The organism is Methanosarcina sp. MSH10X1, from assembly GCF_004099695.1.
GTDB lineage: Archaea > Halobacteriota > Methanosarcinia > Methanosarcinales > Methanosarcinaceae > Methanosarcina.
Window position 1 is genome coordinate 179,645 of record NZ_SCHL01000004.1, and the last position, 15,325, is coordinate 194,969.

At 44.2% G+C, this 15,325-nt stretch carries 15 protein-coding genes and 2 tRNA genes; 11 read left to right on the forward strand and 6 right to left on the reverse strand.

Going from position 1 to position 15,325, the window contains the following annotated elements; all coding sequences use genetic code 11:
- Positions 1-40 precede the first annotated feature (40 nt).
- On the reverse strand, positions 41-865 hold the full coding sequence (locus tag EQO05_RS05300) for a formylglycine-generating enzyme family protein (RefSeq protein WP_240664340.1): 825 nt from the start codon (positions 863-865) through the stop codon (positions 41-43).
- 612 nt (positions 866-1,477) lie between these two features.
- Here EQO05_RS05300 and priS point away from each other — a divergent pair.
- From priS to EQO05_RS05350, 11 genes are all read left to right on the forward strand, one after another.
- Positions 1,478-2,722, forward strand: coding sequence for a DNA primase catalytic subunit PriS (gene priS / locus EQO05_RS05305; protein ID WP_128504454.1), 1,245 nt, complete (start codon positions 1,478-1,480; stop codon positions 2,720-2,722).
- The gene (locus EQO05_RS05310; RefSeq protein ID WP_128504456.1) at positions 2,688-3,416 is read left to right on the forward strand and encodes a DNA replication complex GINS family protein; all 729 of its coding nucleotides are present in this window, start codon (positions 2,688-2,690) and stop codon (positions 3,414-3,416) included. The genes priS and EQO05_RS05310 overlap by 35 nt, the downstream gene beginning before the upstream one ends.
- 419 nt (positions 3,417-3,835) lie before the next feature.
- Positions 3,836-4,114 carry a 50S ribosomal protein L44e gene (locus tag EQO05_RS05315; protein ID WP_128504457.1) on the forward strand — a complete coding sequence of 93 codons (279 nt, stop codon included), beginning with the start codon at positions 3,836-3,838 and terminating at the stop codon, positions 4,112-4,114.
- Between the two features lie 6 nt (positions 4,115-4,120).
- Positions 4,121-4,309, forward strand: coding sequence for a 30S ribosomal protein S27e (locus EQO05_RS05320; protein WP_011306561.1), 189 nt, complete (start codon positions 4,121-4,123; stop codon positions 4,307-4,309).
- Between the two features lie 72 nt (positions 4,310-4,381).
- On the forward strand, positions 4,382-5,188 hold the full coding sequence (locus tag EQO05_RS05325) for a translation initiation factor IF-2 subunit alpha (RefSeq protein WP_128504459.1): 807 nt from the start codon (positions 4,382-4,384) through the stop codon (positions 5,186-5,188).
- A gap of 6 nt (positions 5,189-5,194) precedes the next feature.
- Complete coding sequence (locus tag EQO05_RS05330; protein WP_128504461.1) at positions 5,195-5,350, forward strand: RNA-protein complex protein Nop10; 156 nt, start codon at positions 5,195-5,197, stop codon at positions 5,348-5,350.
- A 9-nt stretch (positions 5,351-5,359) separates the two neighbouring features.
- Positions 5,360-6,130, forward strand: a complete 771-nt coding sequence (locus tag EQO05_RS05335; RefSeq protein ID WP_128504463.1) for a proteasome assembly chaperone family protein — start codon at positions 5,360-5,362, stop codon at positions 6,128-6,130.
- A gap of 60 nt (positions 6,131-6,190) precedes the next feature.
- Entirely contained in the window at positions 6,191-7,561 is a 1,371-nt protein-coding gene (locus EQO05_RS05340; RefSeq protein WP_128504465.1) for a TIGR00375 family protein, read from the forward strand.
- Positions 7,562-7,707: 146 nt separating this feature from the next.
- Positions 7,708-7,791 (forward strand) — tRNA-Ser (locus EQO05_RS05345).
- An 84-nt stretch (positions 7,792-7,875) separates the two neighbouring features.
- A tRNA-Trp gene (locus tag EQO05_RS15445) sits at positions 7,876-8,067 on the forward strand.
- A gap of 313 nt (positions 8,068-8,380) precedes the next feature.
- Positions 8,381-9,145, forward strand: coding sequence for a hypothetical protein (locus EQO05_RS05350; RefSeq protein ID WP_128504588.1), 765 nt, complete (start codon positions 8,381-8,383; stop codon positions 9,143-9,145).
- 130 nt (positions 9,146-9,275) lie between these two features.
- Here the strand turns inward: EQO05_RS05350 and EQO05_RS05355 are convergent, their stop codons facing one another.
- The 5 genes from EQO05_RS05355 to groL form a co-directional block, all read right to left on the reverse strand.
- Complete coding sequence (locus tag EQO05_RS05355) at positions 9,276-10,460, reverse strand: pyridoxal phosphate-dependent aminotransferase (RefSeq protein WP_128504466.1); 1,185 nt, start codon at positions 10,458-10,460, stop codon at positions 9,276-9,278.
- A 246-nt stretch (positions 10,461-10,706) separates the two neighbouring features.
- Positions 10,707-11,366: a hypothetical protein gene (locus EQO05_RS05360; RefSeq protein ID WP_128504468.1), complete on the reverse strand. Its 660-nt coding sequence runs from the start codon at positions 11,364-11,366 to the stop codon at positions 10,707-10,709.
- Positions 11,367-11,558: 192 nt separating this feature from the next.
- On the reverse strand, positions 11,559-12,269 hold the full coding sequence (locus EQO05_RS05365; protein WP_128504470.1) for a queuosine precursor transporter: 711 nt from the start codon (positions 12,267-12,269) through the stop codon (positions 11,559-11,561).
- A gap of 217 nt (positions 12,270-12,486) precedes the next feature.
- Positions 12,487-13,314 (reverse strand): hypothetical protein, encoded by an 828-nt coding sequence (locus EQO05_RS05370; protein ID WP_128504471.1) that lies wholly within the window; start codon positions 13,312-13,314, stop codon positions 12,487-12,489.
- Between the two features lie 319 nt (positions 13,315-13,633).
- Positions 13,634-15,244 (reverse strand): chaperonin GroEL, encoded by a 1,611-nt coding sequence (gene groL, locus EQO05_RS05375; RefSeq protein WP_128504473.1) that lies wholly within the window; start codon positions 15,242-15,244, stop codon positions 13,634-13,636.
- Positions 15,245-15,325 lie beyond the last annotated feature (81 nt).

Consider the following 15,325-nt stretch of genomic DNA (forward strand, 5'->3'; position numbering starts at 1 on the left):
CCAGAGAGAAAATCACGGTACAGGGGTAGACGGAAAAGAATCAAAGTTCCCTCAAAAGCCTAAACCCGAGATTGGCGAAACAACTCTCAGGTTCGCGCTTGAAGCGGCCAGCGGAACGGCAGAAACCGGTATTGCAGAGCCAGCTACACCCACGGGAGACCCGATTGGAGCTATTTCCCTCTTCCCATGCAGTACCATCGGGAGGAGCCCCAGTGTAATTTTCATGCCACTTATCCTGTACCCATTCCCAGACATTCCCATGCATATCGTAAAGCCCCCAGGGATTTGGTTTCTTGAGACCAGCTGCGTGAGTTTTACCGCCTGAATTCTCAATATGCCAGGCATATTCATCGAGTTTTGACCCATCCTCACCAAGGAAACACCTGGTTTGTGTGCCTGCCCGGCAGGCGTACTCCCATTCGGCTTCCGAGGGTAAGCGGTACTTATCGGTTCCTTCCAATTCGTTTAGCCTCGCGATAAACTGCTGGGTGTCTCCCCAGGAAATCATCTCAACCGGGCGGTCTTCACCCTTAAAGTGTGAAGGATTGTTTTCCATTATCTTTTTCCACTGCTTTTGTGTGACAGCTGACCTGCCCAGGTAAAAAGAGTTCTGAATTGTTACTTTATGGATCGGAGACTCGGAATCGGACCTGTCTTTCTCCTCGGAAGGTGCCCCCATCTCGAACTCCCCTGCAGGGATCAATACAAATTGTATACCTGTAGAAGGGCTGGTAAAGATTTCAGTGTTACCTGGATTATCAGCCGGTGCAAAAACCGATGTTTCCTGGGTTTCCTCTTTCTTCAGGTAGCATCGAACTGTATTAATGTAACTCTTAATGCTGGATTTGCTTCCCACAATCCCCACTCCGTAAAATCTCCTGTTAATTTACCGGTTTTTATTCGCCAGTTATATGGTTTTTATTCGTCAGTTATATGGTTTTTATTCGTCAGTTACATCTGTAAAAGGTCAGTTTATGCTTGTCAATTATCATTTGACAGCTATCATTTTCAACTTTTGTTTAGCCGTTTTGTCCGGGCTTATATTGCCAGATTCTGTTAATCCTGCTGCATTTATTGTTGTTAATGTTAGAATTAAACCTTACTGCCATAAGATAGCTTAATCGAAAAATCGCTATGCATTCCATTGTAATAAAAAGGGTTGTCTGCGCCCCAAATTACTGTTAAACCTTTTTAAAAAAACACGCATAACCAAAAGTAAAATATGAGATTGGTTTATCTTAGGAGAACCCAACCAAAATCCTAAACCAAAAACTTAATCAAAACCCCTGGTCAAAGTCACTATAAAACCCTGGTCAGAATCCATAAATTGAATCCTGATCAAAACCCTTAGATCAGGACTAATGAGAACCCCCAAATTAAATCGTTATCAGGTCCCTAAACCAAACCCTGATCAGAGCCCTGATAGATCTTTGATCAGATCCCTACCAAGATCCAAAACCTCAGAAGCCCTAAAACCATGGACAGTCGAACCGCCCGTTTTTTGAAAACCCGCTTTCAGAATTATTATAAAAATGCCGAGATAGGTCTTCCCGACCATCTGCCTAACAGAGAATGGGCTTTTATCTTCTATGACGATATGCCTGATAAGATGATGCACAGGCACAAGGCCTTCGGCTCGCCAGGAGAGGCTTTTGACTATCTTTACGGCATGGCTCCTGCGCATGTTTATAATTCTACTGCGTATTACGAGTATCCTGATGCCAGGAAGATGAATGAGAAAAACTGGCTCGGGGCAGAATTGATTTTTGACCTTGATGCCGACCACCTGCCGAATGCCCCGCGGAACTATGCCGATATGCTTGAGCTTGTAAAAAAGGAAACTTTCAAGCTCATGGATTTTCTTTTAGATGACTTCGGATTTTCGGAGCAGGAAATCGAGCTGGTGTTTTCCGGAGGGAGAGGATACCATTTCCACATCATGAGCCCGAAAGTCCTGGCACTTGGGAGTGCTGAAAGAAGGGAAATTGTAAATTATATCAGTGGTAAAGATCTCGATTTCAAATACTTTTTCAGGGAAGTTGCTATGGATGGGGAATTCGGGGCAGGCTCAAAGACATTCAAGGGTATGAAAAGCGTGCCCGTGAAATGCACGCTTGTAGGATATGACTCAGGCTGGGGGAAGAGGATTGCCCTCTATCTGACGGACTACATGAAAGCCGAGTGTAGAAAAAAGTATAAGAAAGATATGTTTCCCGAGCTTCGCAGGTACGAAAAGGTCGGGGACACCACCATAAAAAAGTTGATAAATCTTACAAATAGCGAAAATGGCTTAAGTGATATTCTCAAGAAAGGAAGGCTTGACTTTGATGTCAGAAACTTTAAGGATATTGCTGCCTATTTTATGAAGGAATCTGTTGAGGATTTTCTTCAGAGATTCGGGGCCAGTGTTGACGAGCCCGTGACTGCGGACATTAAACGCTTGATACGGGTGCCAGGCTCACTGCATGGCGGGTCAGGGATGCTGGTTAAGAAACTTGCTTTATCCGAGTTAGAGAAGTTTGAACCGCTTAACGATGCCGTTATCTTTGGTGAAAGACCGGTAAAGGTAACGGTCTCAAAGCCTTTTTCGGTGCAGTTAAAGGGCAGGGATTTAACGGTAGAAGAAGGTAAACAGGAAGTTCCTGAATATGCGGCAATTTATTTAATTTGCAGAGGTGTAGCGGAGTATGGACATAGAAGAAATCAGCCAGGTTCTATATAAAGAAAAGAACCAGACATTAAAGACAATCCCGGCTGATTTTTACCTGGAGGCTGAGAAATATATCCGGGATCTTGAGAAAGAGATAGGGAAAGTCAACAATTCCCGTTCTCCTGAGTCCAAGATGCTTCATGACGAGCACGAAAGAGCGCTTTCGGACCTTGAGACCATCTTCATGAAAAGGATAGGAAAGGTTATTACCAGGGCAACAATCCAGTCTCATGCGGATAAACCTATTTCAAAGGATATTGAGAAACTGCTTCCTGCGGAAAAAAGACTTTACGACCTTGTACTCAAGGGAATTGAAGCCGCAAAAACCGAACTCTTAGGTCCTATTCTGTACCCGGATTCTGAGAATATTCCAGTCTGGCCCGGAATCGGAGTGGAAAAGCAGGCTATTCCTGAAGGCATGCGGGGGGAGACGGAAGCTAGAATTGGGATTCCTTCTGTTGTAGCCAGAGGAGAGACAGGATCAAAGCCGGACAAAAACAATATAAACGATGAATACGTTGTTGTCCGAATATTGAAGGATCTTCCCACCTTCACAGGTGCAGACGGCAGGAACTATACAGTCAGTGCCGAAGAAGTCGTTGTTTTGCCTCAGCTCAATGCTACAGGGCTGGTAAAGCGAAACGCAGCAAAACTGATTGCCGGACAGGAAAATTCCGGAAAAAATTTATTCCCCGGAAAAAATTAATTGCCTAAGCTTCACAGCGTATTTTAGCCTGGAAAAAAGAAGGCAGCTAGTTTTAAGTGCTGAAGACTTTAAGTTGAGGCAGGAGAGCCTGCCATGATACTATGAGTATTTATATGTGTAGCTATATTTGTGTAGCATCTGTGTAGCTTAATCTTATGGCATGCACAACAGTAGTGTATTTTCCCCTTCGGGATGAATTAAACTAAATAAAAGTTTAAAAAATATTTTAGAAATTTCAAGTTCATCCAATAAAAGGCTTCCCAAATAAGATCTTCCCAGGATCAAAACGCCATACGTAACGCCATACGTATAATTTCATGCGAATATTCCACGCATATTCTATATTCGAGATATTGCCTTTCCGCAAAAGCCGGAGAAGGCAAGTTGCAGTACCAATAATCATTAAAAAGGTGTAAAGAATGAAGATTCCAAAGAGGTTCAGGACTTACTGCCCTTACTGTAAAACCCATCAAGAAGTTGTTGCTGAAAGGGTCAAGAAGGGTCAGGCTTCATCCATGACTCACATTGCAAGACAGAAGAAGAGACAGCAGGGTATAGGAAACAGCGGAAAGTTCTCCAAGGTGCCCGGTGGCGACAAGCCCACAAAACGCATCTGGCTCAGATACCGCTGCACAGTATGCAAGAAAGCTCACCAGAGACCCTGTTTCAGGGCAAAGAAGTTCGAGTTCAAGGAGTAAGATAAAATGGTAGACTATATCCAGAGGCCAAAAAGCAGGTTCCTGCGCGTAAAGTGCAACGACTGCGAAAACGAACAGATCATATTCGGAAGCGCCAGCCGTAAAATTACCTGCGTTGTCTGTGGAAGGACCCTTGCCGAACCAACCGGTGGCAAATCAACAATTACCACTCACATCCTCGAAGTGCTCGAATAACCGTATCGGTTAAAGCACTTTACCGGATTAGAGTAAAAGCAATAAATAAACAAAATTTGAGAAGTGGTGCGAATGGGAAACGATAACTGGCCCGAAGTCGGAGAGTTCGTTGTCTGTACTGTAAAGAATGTGACGGATTTCGGAGCCTATGTCGAGCTTGAGGAGTTCGGAGGTAGGGAAGGTTTTATCCATATCTCCGAAATTAAAGCAGGCTGGGTCAAGTACGTCAGGGACTACGTAAGGGAAGGGCAGAAGATAGTCTGCAAGGTTCTTAACGTGGACCCTTCCCGCGGCCACATAGACCTTTCACTGAAGGACGTAAACGAGCATCAGCGGCGCGCTAAAATCCAGGAATGGAAAAATGAGCAAAAAGCCGCCAAATGGCTCCAGTTCGTGGCTGAAGAGACGAAAACCGACGAGGATAACCTGAAAACCTTGCATGAAAAACTCGTAGAAGAGTTTGGAAGTGCATATTCTGCCTTTGAAGAAGCTGCTATCGAAGGAGAGAAAGCTTTCAAAGGAATCAAAGTCAATAAGAAATACTTAAAGAGCATAGTCAAAATAGCAGGGGAAAATATCAAACTGCCTTTTGTCGACATTGCAGGCTATGTAGATCTGACCTGTAACCTCCCAAATGGTATAGAGGTCATAAAACAGGCACTCAGCGCTGCAAATTCTATCAGTGATGTTGATGGAAAAGATGTCAGGCTCGAAGTAAGTTACACAGGGGCTCCGAGATACCGGATTAAAGTAATTGCCCCGGATTATAAGAAGGCCGAATCAGTCCTTAAAAAATCCGCCCAGACCGCAGTCGATACCATTGCCAAGCTTGGCGGGCACGGGACTTTCAAGCGGCACATCGAATCAGCAAAGGCGTGATACCCTTTGGGACAAAAGATCCGCAAATGCAAAAATTGCGGCAGGTACACTTTAAGGGAAATTTGTCAGGTTTGCGGGGGAAAGGCTTTTCCCTTACATCCTGCCCGCTTTTCTCCTCAGGACCCTTACGGCAGGTACCGCAGAATGGCAAAGAAAGGATAAGGAATTGTTATGCAGCAGAGTACACTTGTCCGCCTGAAAGAAAATCTTGAGCTTAAAAAACCCACACTTGTAGTCGGACTTCCAGGAGTAGGACTCGTAGGCAAGCTAGTGGCAGAGCATCTGGTAGACGAACTTGGGGCCGAAAAGATTATGGAGGTTTATTCTCCGCATTTTCCACCTCAGGTTCTGGTAAACAAAGACTGTACAGTCCGTCCGGTAAGTAATGCTATATTCCTCGGAAAAGCGAAAGAGAATGATGTACTCTTCCTTGTAGGAGACCATCAGAGCACAACCTCACAGGGGCATTACGAGCTCTGTTCTCTCTACCTTGACATTGCAGAAGAATTTGGAGTACCGAGGATTTACACGCTAGGAGGATATCCGACAGGCAAACTTACCTATGAGGAAACCGTCCTTGGGGTCGCCAATGACACGAGATTGATTGAAGAAATCAAAACATATGGAGTAGAATTCAGGGAATCCGAACCCAGCGGAGGAATTGTTGGAGCGTCGGGCCTGCTTGTGGCTTTCAGCAAGATGAGGGGTATTGATGCTGCCTGTCTCATGGGCATGACTCCGGGATACCTTATGGACCCTAAAAGTGCCCAGTCCCTTCTGAAGGTAATCTGCAAAATGTTCGGGATTGATGTAAATACCGAGTCGCTTGAGAAGAAAGCCGAGGAAATGGAGAATATCCTGGAAAAACTCAAGGAAAAAGAAGAGCAACAAGCTATCCAGGAAGTAAAACCATCCGAAGAGGACCTGCGCTATATAGGATAATAGCGCACTGAATTATTAAAAACGAGCGCAAGAATTAGAGCTCCCGGTAAAGGGAAGGAAATGAAAGTCAATACAGACCTCCATCTCCATTCAAAGTACTCTATGGCGTCTTCCAGGAGAATGGAATTGCCGACAATTGCCAGAGAGGCTTCAAAAAAAGGAATGGAATTGATCGGTACTGCAGATTGCACTCATCCTAAGTGGCTTGAAGAGATCAAACAGGTTGCTGTTTCGGATGAAGAGATCCGCATAGATGAGATTTATTTTATCCCTACTACGGAAATCGAAGACAATAAGCGCGTACATCACCTTCTGATTTTACCTTCGATTTCGAAAGCTGAGGAACTGGCTGAACGCATTGCTCCTTTTGGCAATCTTGAGGCTGACGGTCGCCCGAATATCAGGCTGGACGGCAGTGAAATTGCGGAAATCGCAAAAGACCTTGGAGCACTTATAGGCCCCTGCCACGCCTTTACTCCGTGGACAGCGCTTTACGGGTATCATGACAGCCTGAAAAGCTGCTACGGGGATATGACGGATTATATCTCTTTTTTAGAGCTTGGCCTGAGTGCGGACAATGATTATGCCGACAGGATAGAGGAACTACACCGCCTGACTTTTCTTTCGAATTCCGACGCCCACTCCCCTTCGACCAATAAACTGGCAAGGGAGTTTACGCAATTTGATGTGCCTGAGCTTACCTTTGAGGGTTTGAAGAAAGCTATCCTCAGGGAGCAGGGGTACGGGGCTACTCTGAATGTAGGGTTTTTTCCCGAAGAGGGCAAGTACAACCGGTCAGCCTGCATCAAGTGTTTTACCCAGTATGCGCTGCCCGAAGCCGTTGAGAATAAATGGCGCTGCCCGATCTGCGGAGGCGTTGTAAAGAAAGGGGTTTTCGACCGCATCAATGAACTTGCAGATTTTAAAGAGCCGAAGCACCCTGACCACCGCCCCCCTTACCTTCACCTGATTCCTCTTGCCGAGATTATCCAGATGGCGCTCGGGCATGCAAGCGTCCAGACAAAAGGTGTGCAAACCGCCTGGAATAAATTGATAGAACGCTTCGGAAACGAAATCAATGCGCTTATTTATTCCGAACCGGAGGATCTGAAAATTGTGGGCAACGACCGGATTGTAAACGCGATCCTCGCCTTCAGGAAAGGCAATGTAATAATCCACCCGGGTGGCGGAGGCCAGTACGGCTGGGTTGAGCTGCCTGAAAACCTGAAAGAGGTAGAAATCCGCAATGGACAGCTTTCACTTGCAGACCTTGAGAAACTGAAACCCGGGAAAGGAAGCAAGTCCGGCAAAAAAATCGATAAAAAGCCCCGGAAAGAAACTGCCGAAGCCGGGAAAGAAGAGTCGGAGAATAAAGAACCTGATGATAAAGAACCGGAAGATGCAGGCCAGAGTTCACTTTTCGATTTTTGAGGTATCACCTCCCGATTTTTAAGGTATCGTTCCCGCTGATGACAAAATATATATGAAAGAAAGTATATTCACTAACCCTGCATCTGAAATACGGTGAACTAAAAGCGTGGACAGTGCCCGAAAATCTTCTCACTTTAAACCGGAGTGCCCAGGTAGTCTAGCGGTAAGGCGACGGTCTCGAAAACCGTTTCTTCTTTGGGAGAGCGCAGGTTCGAATCTTGCCCTGGGCGCTTCTCTTAATATTTCGGCATGTGAAACCTTTTTCCTGCCGTTAACTATTTAAAATAGAAAACACATTTGAGTATCCTTGTTAAGGGGCTGTGGCCTAGCCCGGCATGGCGATGGGCTCCAGCGGATAAATGATGAACAACGGGTCTACCGAATCTTTCCCGACGGGGCAGGATAATGAGGAACCGTTGGAGCACTGATAGATGCTCACCAGAAGACTGTAAAAGCAGTTGTTCGGAGATACCCGTCGATCGTGAGTTCGAATCTCACCAGCCCCACGTTTTTTAATTTAATTTTACTTTCCTGTATTTACCGTTTTAATACTTTTTCTCTATATATTCTATATTCTCTCTAACGTTCCTGCTCTGCGCATACTCTTTTAATATTTTAATATTTTATTAATATTTTATTAATATTTTAATATTTTAAGATCTATTGAAGTAGATTACGAAGTCGAACTTTTTAATACTTACAAGCATGAAGAGTTTTAAGAAGTAATACTTTCAGGCAACTTCCCCAATGGTTAATAACCTTCAAACCCAATCTTCTTCTACCTGCTCAAGCCTGCTCAATATAACCGAGGTTTCTATTTTGAGACGCGAAAAAGAAGAAATAGCTGTCCTTGTCAGAGCCACCCCTGAGAAAAGTAAAAAAGATTGGGAAGGACATGCCGTCGGAGTAATCGGTATCAATAAACATAGAGAATTATTAAGGCTCTATCCTCTGGGATTCAGGTACGGGGAAGGGCTGGTTGATTTCAGGAAGAATGACATGCTTGAGGTTACGGTTACAAAACCCGAGCACGACATCAGATGGGAAAGCAGGAAAGTCCTCAGCCATACAAACCTGGGAAAATCCCTGAGGGAAAGGGAAATAAAAGAGCTTATCCTGCCGCTCGTAACATCTATAGAAAGGCTGAATATCGAGGGAGCAAGCCTTGGAGTGATAAAGCCGGAAATCCAGAATATCGAGATAAGGGTGAACAGTACTGAGGCTTATGACCGGCAGCAGTATTTCAACCTCATGGGAGACTTTCTGGAAAAAGGGGAAAAAACCGCCAGAATGCCAGTTGAGATCAGATTTTATTTCAGGTGCGAGGGGGAAAAGGCTTGCAGGGGACATAAAGTAATCCTGTTCGATTGGGAATTCAATGAGACCGTCCGGAACATTATAAGGGACGTGCACAAACCCGCAGCAGTGGAAAAGAAGGTAAAAGAGCATTTTTCCGACCTCATAAAAGAAAAAGAACTTTACTTTATCATGGGTACGCATTTCACGTATGGAACCTGGATGATAACAGGGCTTTTCTGCCCGGAAAAAAACGGCAAGATTCAGAGCAGCCTTTCAGGGTTTTAAGAGCATATCGGAAGACGGCTTAAAGGAATCTAAACAAAGTATGAAAGCTTTATAAACAAAGTCTGAAAACTGGAAAAAGAAGAAAAGGAACTGTATCATAATGCGATTATGAACCTGGTTATAAAAATTTTCATCCTTCGAGTTCTTTTTCTAAAAAGGCTTCCAGCCTGTCCATACCTTCTTTTATATTCTCAATGTTGTTGGCGTAGGAGAAACGCAGATAGCCCTCTGCCCCGTTCCCGAAATCGATTCCCGGGGTAACTGCAACGCCAGCCTCGTTGAGGATACGGCGGCTCAGTTCCAGAGAGTCGCTGCCATATTTGCGGGCGTCGGCAAGGACGTAAAAAGCTCCCATAGGCTCTTTACGGACGTCAAGTCCCATTCCGATGAGCCTTTTCAACATATACTGGCGGCGCGTATTGTAGGTCTGGACCATCTTAGCAACGTGTTCCTGTGGGCCTTTAAGGGCTGTAATTGCTGCCTCCTGGACAAAAGAGTTGGCACAAATGAAAAAGTTCTGGTGGATTTTCTGGATTGCACGGACGCACTCAGGAGGGCAGATAATATAACCGAGCCTCCAGCCGGTCATTGCATAGAGTTTTGAAAAGCCGTTCAGGACAAAGGCGTTTTTCGTGTACTCTAGAATGGTATGGTCGTCCCCGCCATAGATCAGACCCTGGTAGATCTCATCCGAAACAATAGGAATTCCTTTTTCGTCGGCGATCTCAGCAAGCCCCTGCAAACTTTCCGGGGGCATAACGTGTCCGCCAGGGTTTGAAGGACTGTTGATCAGGATGGCTTTGGTGTTCGGGCTCAGGCACTGCCTTACGGTTTCCGGTTCGAGGGCGAACCCGTTTGTTTCATTCGTGTAGACAAAAACAGGAGTCCCGCCAAGGTATTTAACAAAATTAGGATAACAGGCATAATGAGGATTTGACATTATTACTTCATCCATTTTCTCAAGCAGCGCCATAAAAACCATTAGGAGAGCCGGGCTTGTGCCCGAGGTTACAATAATCTGATCCGGATTCAGGTCGACTCCGAACTTCTGGTGGTAAGACTCAACTATTGATTCCCTGAGCGAAAGGAGACCCTGGCTGTGAGTGTATTTTGTAGACCCGCGATAAATAGCAGCACAAGCGGCTTCACAGATATGAGGAGCCGTAGGGAAATCAGGTTCTCCAACCTCGAGATGGATTATGTGTCTTCCCTCAGCTTCCAGAGCCTGGGCACTTTCCAGCACTTCCATCACATAGAAAGGAGGAATATCTTCAGATTTTTGTGATAAGATGCATTCGGAGTTTATCGAAAACATAAAAGACCTTCTGAAAATCAATTATCGTGAAAGGGGCTGAAGTAAAAGCAAGTAAGCCGCTGAAGCTATACCTGAAACTGCGTATGCTTTCAAGATTTAAATATTCTGTGGGAAAAATCCCAATCATAATTGAGAGAACAAAAAGAAAAAAGTTAATTTCTGAGATGGCGCAGTGAAAAAAGATAAGTCCTGCGAAAACACAACGAGAAAATTAATTCTTGATATGAAACAAGTTCCATAGGCAGCTTAATTTCTCGGCATAACTTTTTCTAAAATCTCTACATCCTGGCTATCCCAGCCCTGACTCTCAAGCGTTTTTGCAAAATCCCGCTGAAAAGCCTGGAATTTTTCAACATTTTCGGGAATGATATTAAGGAAATCATAGTCTCCATATGCCCCCGTAAAGAAAGATGAAACCGTTTCCTCAAATTTTTCCTCGATTCTCTGAGGGTACCAGAACCCATTCTGCGAGAGCAAGACCAGGTTAGGGTCAGGAACAGGTACCTCGTCCGAATAAGTGTAAAGCCCTATGAAAATTTCTTCCCCGTACTTTGCAAGAACCAGTTTCTTCTCAAACCCGGATTTCTGAAGTTTGAGAAACCACTCACTCTTTAAAAGATCAGCAACCTCATTCAGGACTCCGTGGGCTGTAAGTATTTTTTCTGCCGCCTGCTGGATTTCCAGAATAAAAGTTTTGCGCTGCTCTTCAGGCATATCGAGACAGGACATACAGCTATCATCGGATGAAGCCCCGGAATGAGCCTCTTCTTCATCGGATTTTCTTGATTCCCCGACGTTTGCTTCAGCCTCTCCTTCATAATCCTTTCCAGCACCCTGCCGCATCTCATTCTCAGGATATTTTACCGTAATTTCGCACCCCCTATGTATATAGGTCGGAATACTCATAAATAATACCCATAAGCATCAGTTACCACAAACTTTTTCAAAAAAAAGGCTTGCGTTGCGCCGGTCGATAACGCTCCGGTTACACCGGTTTAGATAAAGCATTAGTTTTTGTCAAACTTTTTTAGAAAAAGTTTGCGATAAAGCCTTTTCTCAAAAGGTTTTCGCTCAAGCCTTTTCTCAAAAGGCTTGCGGTCAAGCCTTTTTTGAAAAGGCTTGTAGCTCAACGGATTCTGGGCTGGATCCTGGACTTCTTTCGGAGTCGGAAATGCTGTTCTCGTTTTTGGAGGCAAGCCACCTGACTCCAAGATATACAAAGGGGGTATCAAGGAGAGCGAAACCGATTTTAAGGATCCAGAGAGGTAAAATCATCTGTATAACGGTAGCGGCATTAAGCTCCGGGGTCACCCGATAAAAAGCGACAAACATAAACACAGTTGAATCAATCAATTGAGAAATGATTGTTGAAAGGTTATTTCTGAGCCAGAGGTGCCTGCCGTTCGTTTTCCGCTTCCAGAAATTGAAAGCCCAGATATCATGGTGCTGGCTTATAAGAAAAGCTGCCATACTCGCTACGATGATGCGCAGGGAACTTGAAAAAATCCTGGTATAAGCCTCATTATCCTGATATATTAAAGCAGGGGTAAGACCTGTACATAAAGATACAAAGATAAACGCAATACAGAGCGACAGAAAACCGGCATGCACAAAAATCCTTGTAGTCTCTTTTCCCTTAACTTCTTCTACTATGTCCGTAATCAGGAAAGTCGGAGGATACCCTAAAAATCCTACTGAGGTTACGATGCCGAAGATCTCAATTAGCTTATTTCCCAGGAGATTCCCTAGCAGCAAGCAACTGATGAAAATCGTAAGCAAGATCTGTAACTTGTAATTCGTGGATTTCATGGGTTTCAGAGCCTGAATTTGGGTTATTGGGTTGAATGCACCGTTTTTAAATAAGATTAAGAATATTTAATTAACTTTACCAGTGATCTTACTGAATCTTTTTAATCGGGTGTTTTTAACTGAATCTGTTCAGTTAAATTTTTTAATCGTACCTCGCTGTGGTGGCTTAGAATTTTCTGAGGTAACTTATGGCGCAAAAGATCCCGTAAGATAAAGATTACCTGAAACGTTCAGCTCTTTTTAAGAGGTTTTGAGGAGAACGGTCCACTTCATCGCAGATAATCCTGTGACGGAATGAGCCCGGAAGAATGGAGCAGGTCTGATTATCCGTACTCCGAAGCCCCCAGGTCTCGTCCGTCAGCAGAAAGTAAGAATCTTCAAGCCTGACACCTTTTGCCTCCAGCGAAGAGAGTACCAGCGGGTCAGAGAGGTCTTTTCTTATTTCCTCTGCGGCTTTTACCTGGGTGCCAGGTCCTCCTTTTTTTATAAGATAAAGCCGGTCATCCGAGAGGATTTTGTCAATTGTACGTATAATCAGCCTGTAACAGGTTTTTTTATTCGTGGATTTTTCTTCGACTTTCCCCAGATAAAGAATATTGTTCCCTTTTCGGGCAATATCGGATAGAATATCCTCTCTCCGAGAAAAAGACTCCACTTCGCAGGTGGGAATATTAAGGAAAAACACCGGGAATTTTTTAGACAGGCTGTCCGCAATTGCCTGATTCACTTTTTCGCGTGGTATATACTCAAAGTTAATGCTTAGCCCGGAAAGCTTCTTTTCGATTTCCTGCTTTTCCTTCTGGAAAATTTTCACAGCTTCAGTAGAATCATTGTAAATGGTAATATCCAGGTCGCCTTTGGAAAAAATTCCGGTCAGAGTTACAGCGAAATCAAGAGCTGAAAGTTCACAATCAAGATTACTTTTTGGGACATCGGGAACCTTTGTTGTAGATTGGTGAATCTGCTCACCGTCCCGGAGTACCGTACAGCCGATATAAGAGTTCTCACCTTCGTTAAAGGAAGCGTCACAGTAAACTTCTAACATGCTTATTTTCACCTTTTCAGTAGAAAAATTTCTTACGAACCGGGCTAAGATATACAGGCCAAACATACAGAAGTAATACGATAGGGCCACAAATTGTAGTCACTATTGATAAAGTATGATATTAGAAATATATTACGTATAAATGAAATAAAAGGAGTCCGGGGAGTATAAGCTGAAAAAGTCAGGGTAAAACAGAGAAAAAGGAAAGAGAAGAAAAAAGAAAAAAGAGAAGAAAAAAGAGAAGAAAAAAGAGAAGAAAAAAGAGAAGAAAAAAGAGAAGAAAAAAGAAAAGAAAAAAGAAAGGGAAAAAATAATTAGATCAGATTATGATTGTGGCTCCTCTTTCATCTTTTTCTTCATCAAAGTCAGTTACAAGGGCTTCGGTCGTAAGTACCATTCCTGCAATTGAGGCAGCGTTCTGGAGGCCGCTTCTGACCACTTTAGTAGGATCGATGACGCCTGCTTCGAACAGGTCTTCAAAGGTATCTTTCTTTGCGTTGTACCCGAAGAGCTCGCTGGCTTCAGCCTTGATAGTTGCAACAACTTCAGCGCCTTCTCTGCCTGCATTTGTAGCGATCTGGCGTACAGGTTCCTCAATAGCTCTCTGGACTATTTTTACACCCACTTCCCTGTCGCCTTCGAGCTTAAGGGAATCGAGAATAGAAGCTGCGCGGAACAGGCTTACCCCACCTCCGGTTACCACTCCTTCTTCAACTGCAGCTTTTGTTGCATTGAGGGCATCGTCAATTCTCATCTTTTTCTCTTTCAGCTCGGTTTCGGTTGCAGCCCCCACCTTGATTACCGCGACCCCTCCTCCTAACTTTGCCTGGCGCTTTTTGAGTTCAGTCTTCCTGTAATCCGTATCTGCGATGTTAACTTGAGTTTCGATGAGTTTGACCCTCTCATCAATCTTTGCCTTGTCACCCCTGCCTTCCACAATAATAGTTTTATGGTTGTCGACTGTGATTTTCCTGGCACTTCCAAGCATATAATCGTCGAATTCCTCAAGCTTCATGCCTTTATCTTCACTGATTACCTGCCCGCCGGTCAGCACAGCGATGTCCTCAAGCATCTCCTTTCTCTCATTACCGAACCCTGGAGCTTTGACAGCACAGACCCTGAGGGCTCCGCGAATTATATTCAGGATCAGGGCTGCCTGGGCATCCCCATCGACATCATCAGCAATAATAAGGAGGGAACGTCCTTCGGAAGCTACTTTTTCAAGAACAGGAACAATCTGCTTCATGCTGTTGATTTTCTTGTCCGTGATCAGGACATAAGGATCATCAAACTCGCAGATCATTTTTTCGGTATCTGTTGCCATATAAGGCGAAACAAAGCCCCGGTCGAACTGCATGCCTTCCACAACATCGAGACTTGTTTCCATTGTTTTGGAATCCTCAACCGTGATTACCCCGTTATAGCCAACTCTCTCCATTGCATCGGCAATTAAATTGCCTATCTCATCATCATTATTTGCAGAAATCGTCGCTACCTGTACGACTTTCTCCTTGCCTTTCACTTCAACGCTTTTGCTCTTGAGATAGCCGACGACTTTTTCTGTTGCGATTTCTATGCCTTTCTTTACATCTATCGGGCTTGCTCCTGCACTGATATTTTTCAGTCCTTCCCGGATCATGCTCTGGGCAAGCAGAGTGGCAGTAGTTGTTCCATCTCCGGTGTTATCCTGGGTTTTGGAAGCGACTTCTTTAACAAGTTTAGCCCCCATATTTTCAAACTTGTCGTGAAGTTCAATCTCTTTTGCAATGGTTACCCCGTCGTTTGTAACTACAGGTTTTGTACTTTTATCCAGCACAACATACCGCCCTTTAGGCCCGAGAGTTATCTTGACGGTATTTGCAACTTTGTCCACACCGTTTAAAAGTGCCTTTCTTGCACTTTCGTCAAACATTATCTGCTTTGAAGCCATCCGTATTCACCTGGATTAAAATCAAATTTTTCCTGAATCAAATTTAATTTACCCTTAGCTTTCCTGCACAGATTCGAATAT

Coding starts and splice junctions, on each gene's coding strand:
- EQO05_RS05320 (WP_011306561.1), top strand. CDS start 4,121: ATGGTAGACTATATCCAGAGGCCAAAAAGCAGGTTCCTGCGCGTAAAG.
- groL (WP_128504473.1), bottom strand. CDS start 15,244: ATGGCTTCAAAGCAGATAATGTTTGACGAAAGTGCAAGAAAGGCACTT.
- EQO05_RS05355 (WP_128504466.1), bottom strand. CDS start 10,460: ATGTTTTCGATAAACTCCGAATGCATCTTATCACAAAAATCTGAAGAT.
- EQO05_RS05325 (WP_128504459.1), top strand. CDS start 4,382: ATGGGAAACGATAACTGGCCCGAAGTCGGAGAGTTCGTTGTCTGTACT.
- EQO05_RS05315 (WP_128504457.1), top strand. CDS start 3,836: ATGAAGATTCCAAAGAGGTTCAGGACTTACTGCCCTTACTGTAAAACC.
- EQO05_RS05335 (WP_128504463.1), top strand. CDS start 5,360: ATGCAGCAGAGTACACTTGTCCGCCTGAAAGAAAATCTTGAGCTTAAA.
- EQO05_RS05340 (WP_128504465.1), top strand. CDS start 6,191: ATGAAAGTCAATACAGACCTCCATCTCCATTCAAAGTACTCTATGGCG.
- EQO05_RS05365 (WP_128504470.1), bottom strand. CDS start 12,269: ATGAAATCCACGAATTACAAGTTACAGATCTTGCTTACGATTTTCATC.
- EQO05_RS05310 (WP_128504456.1), top strand. CDS start 2,688: ATGGACATAGAAGAAATCAGCCAGGTTCTATATAAAGAAAAGAACCAG.
- EQO05_RS05370 (WP_128504471.1), bottom strand. CDS start 13,314: ATGTTAGAAGTTTACTGTGACGCTTCCTTTAACGAAGGTGAGAACTCT.
- EQO05_RS05360 (WP_128504468.1), bottom strand. CDS start 11,366: ATGAGTATTCCGACCTATATACATAGGGGGTGCGAAATTACGGTAAAA.
- priS (WP_128504454.1), top strand. CDS start 1,478: ATGGACAGTCGAACCGCCCGTTTTTTGAAAACCCGCTTTCAGAATTAT.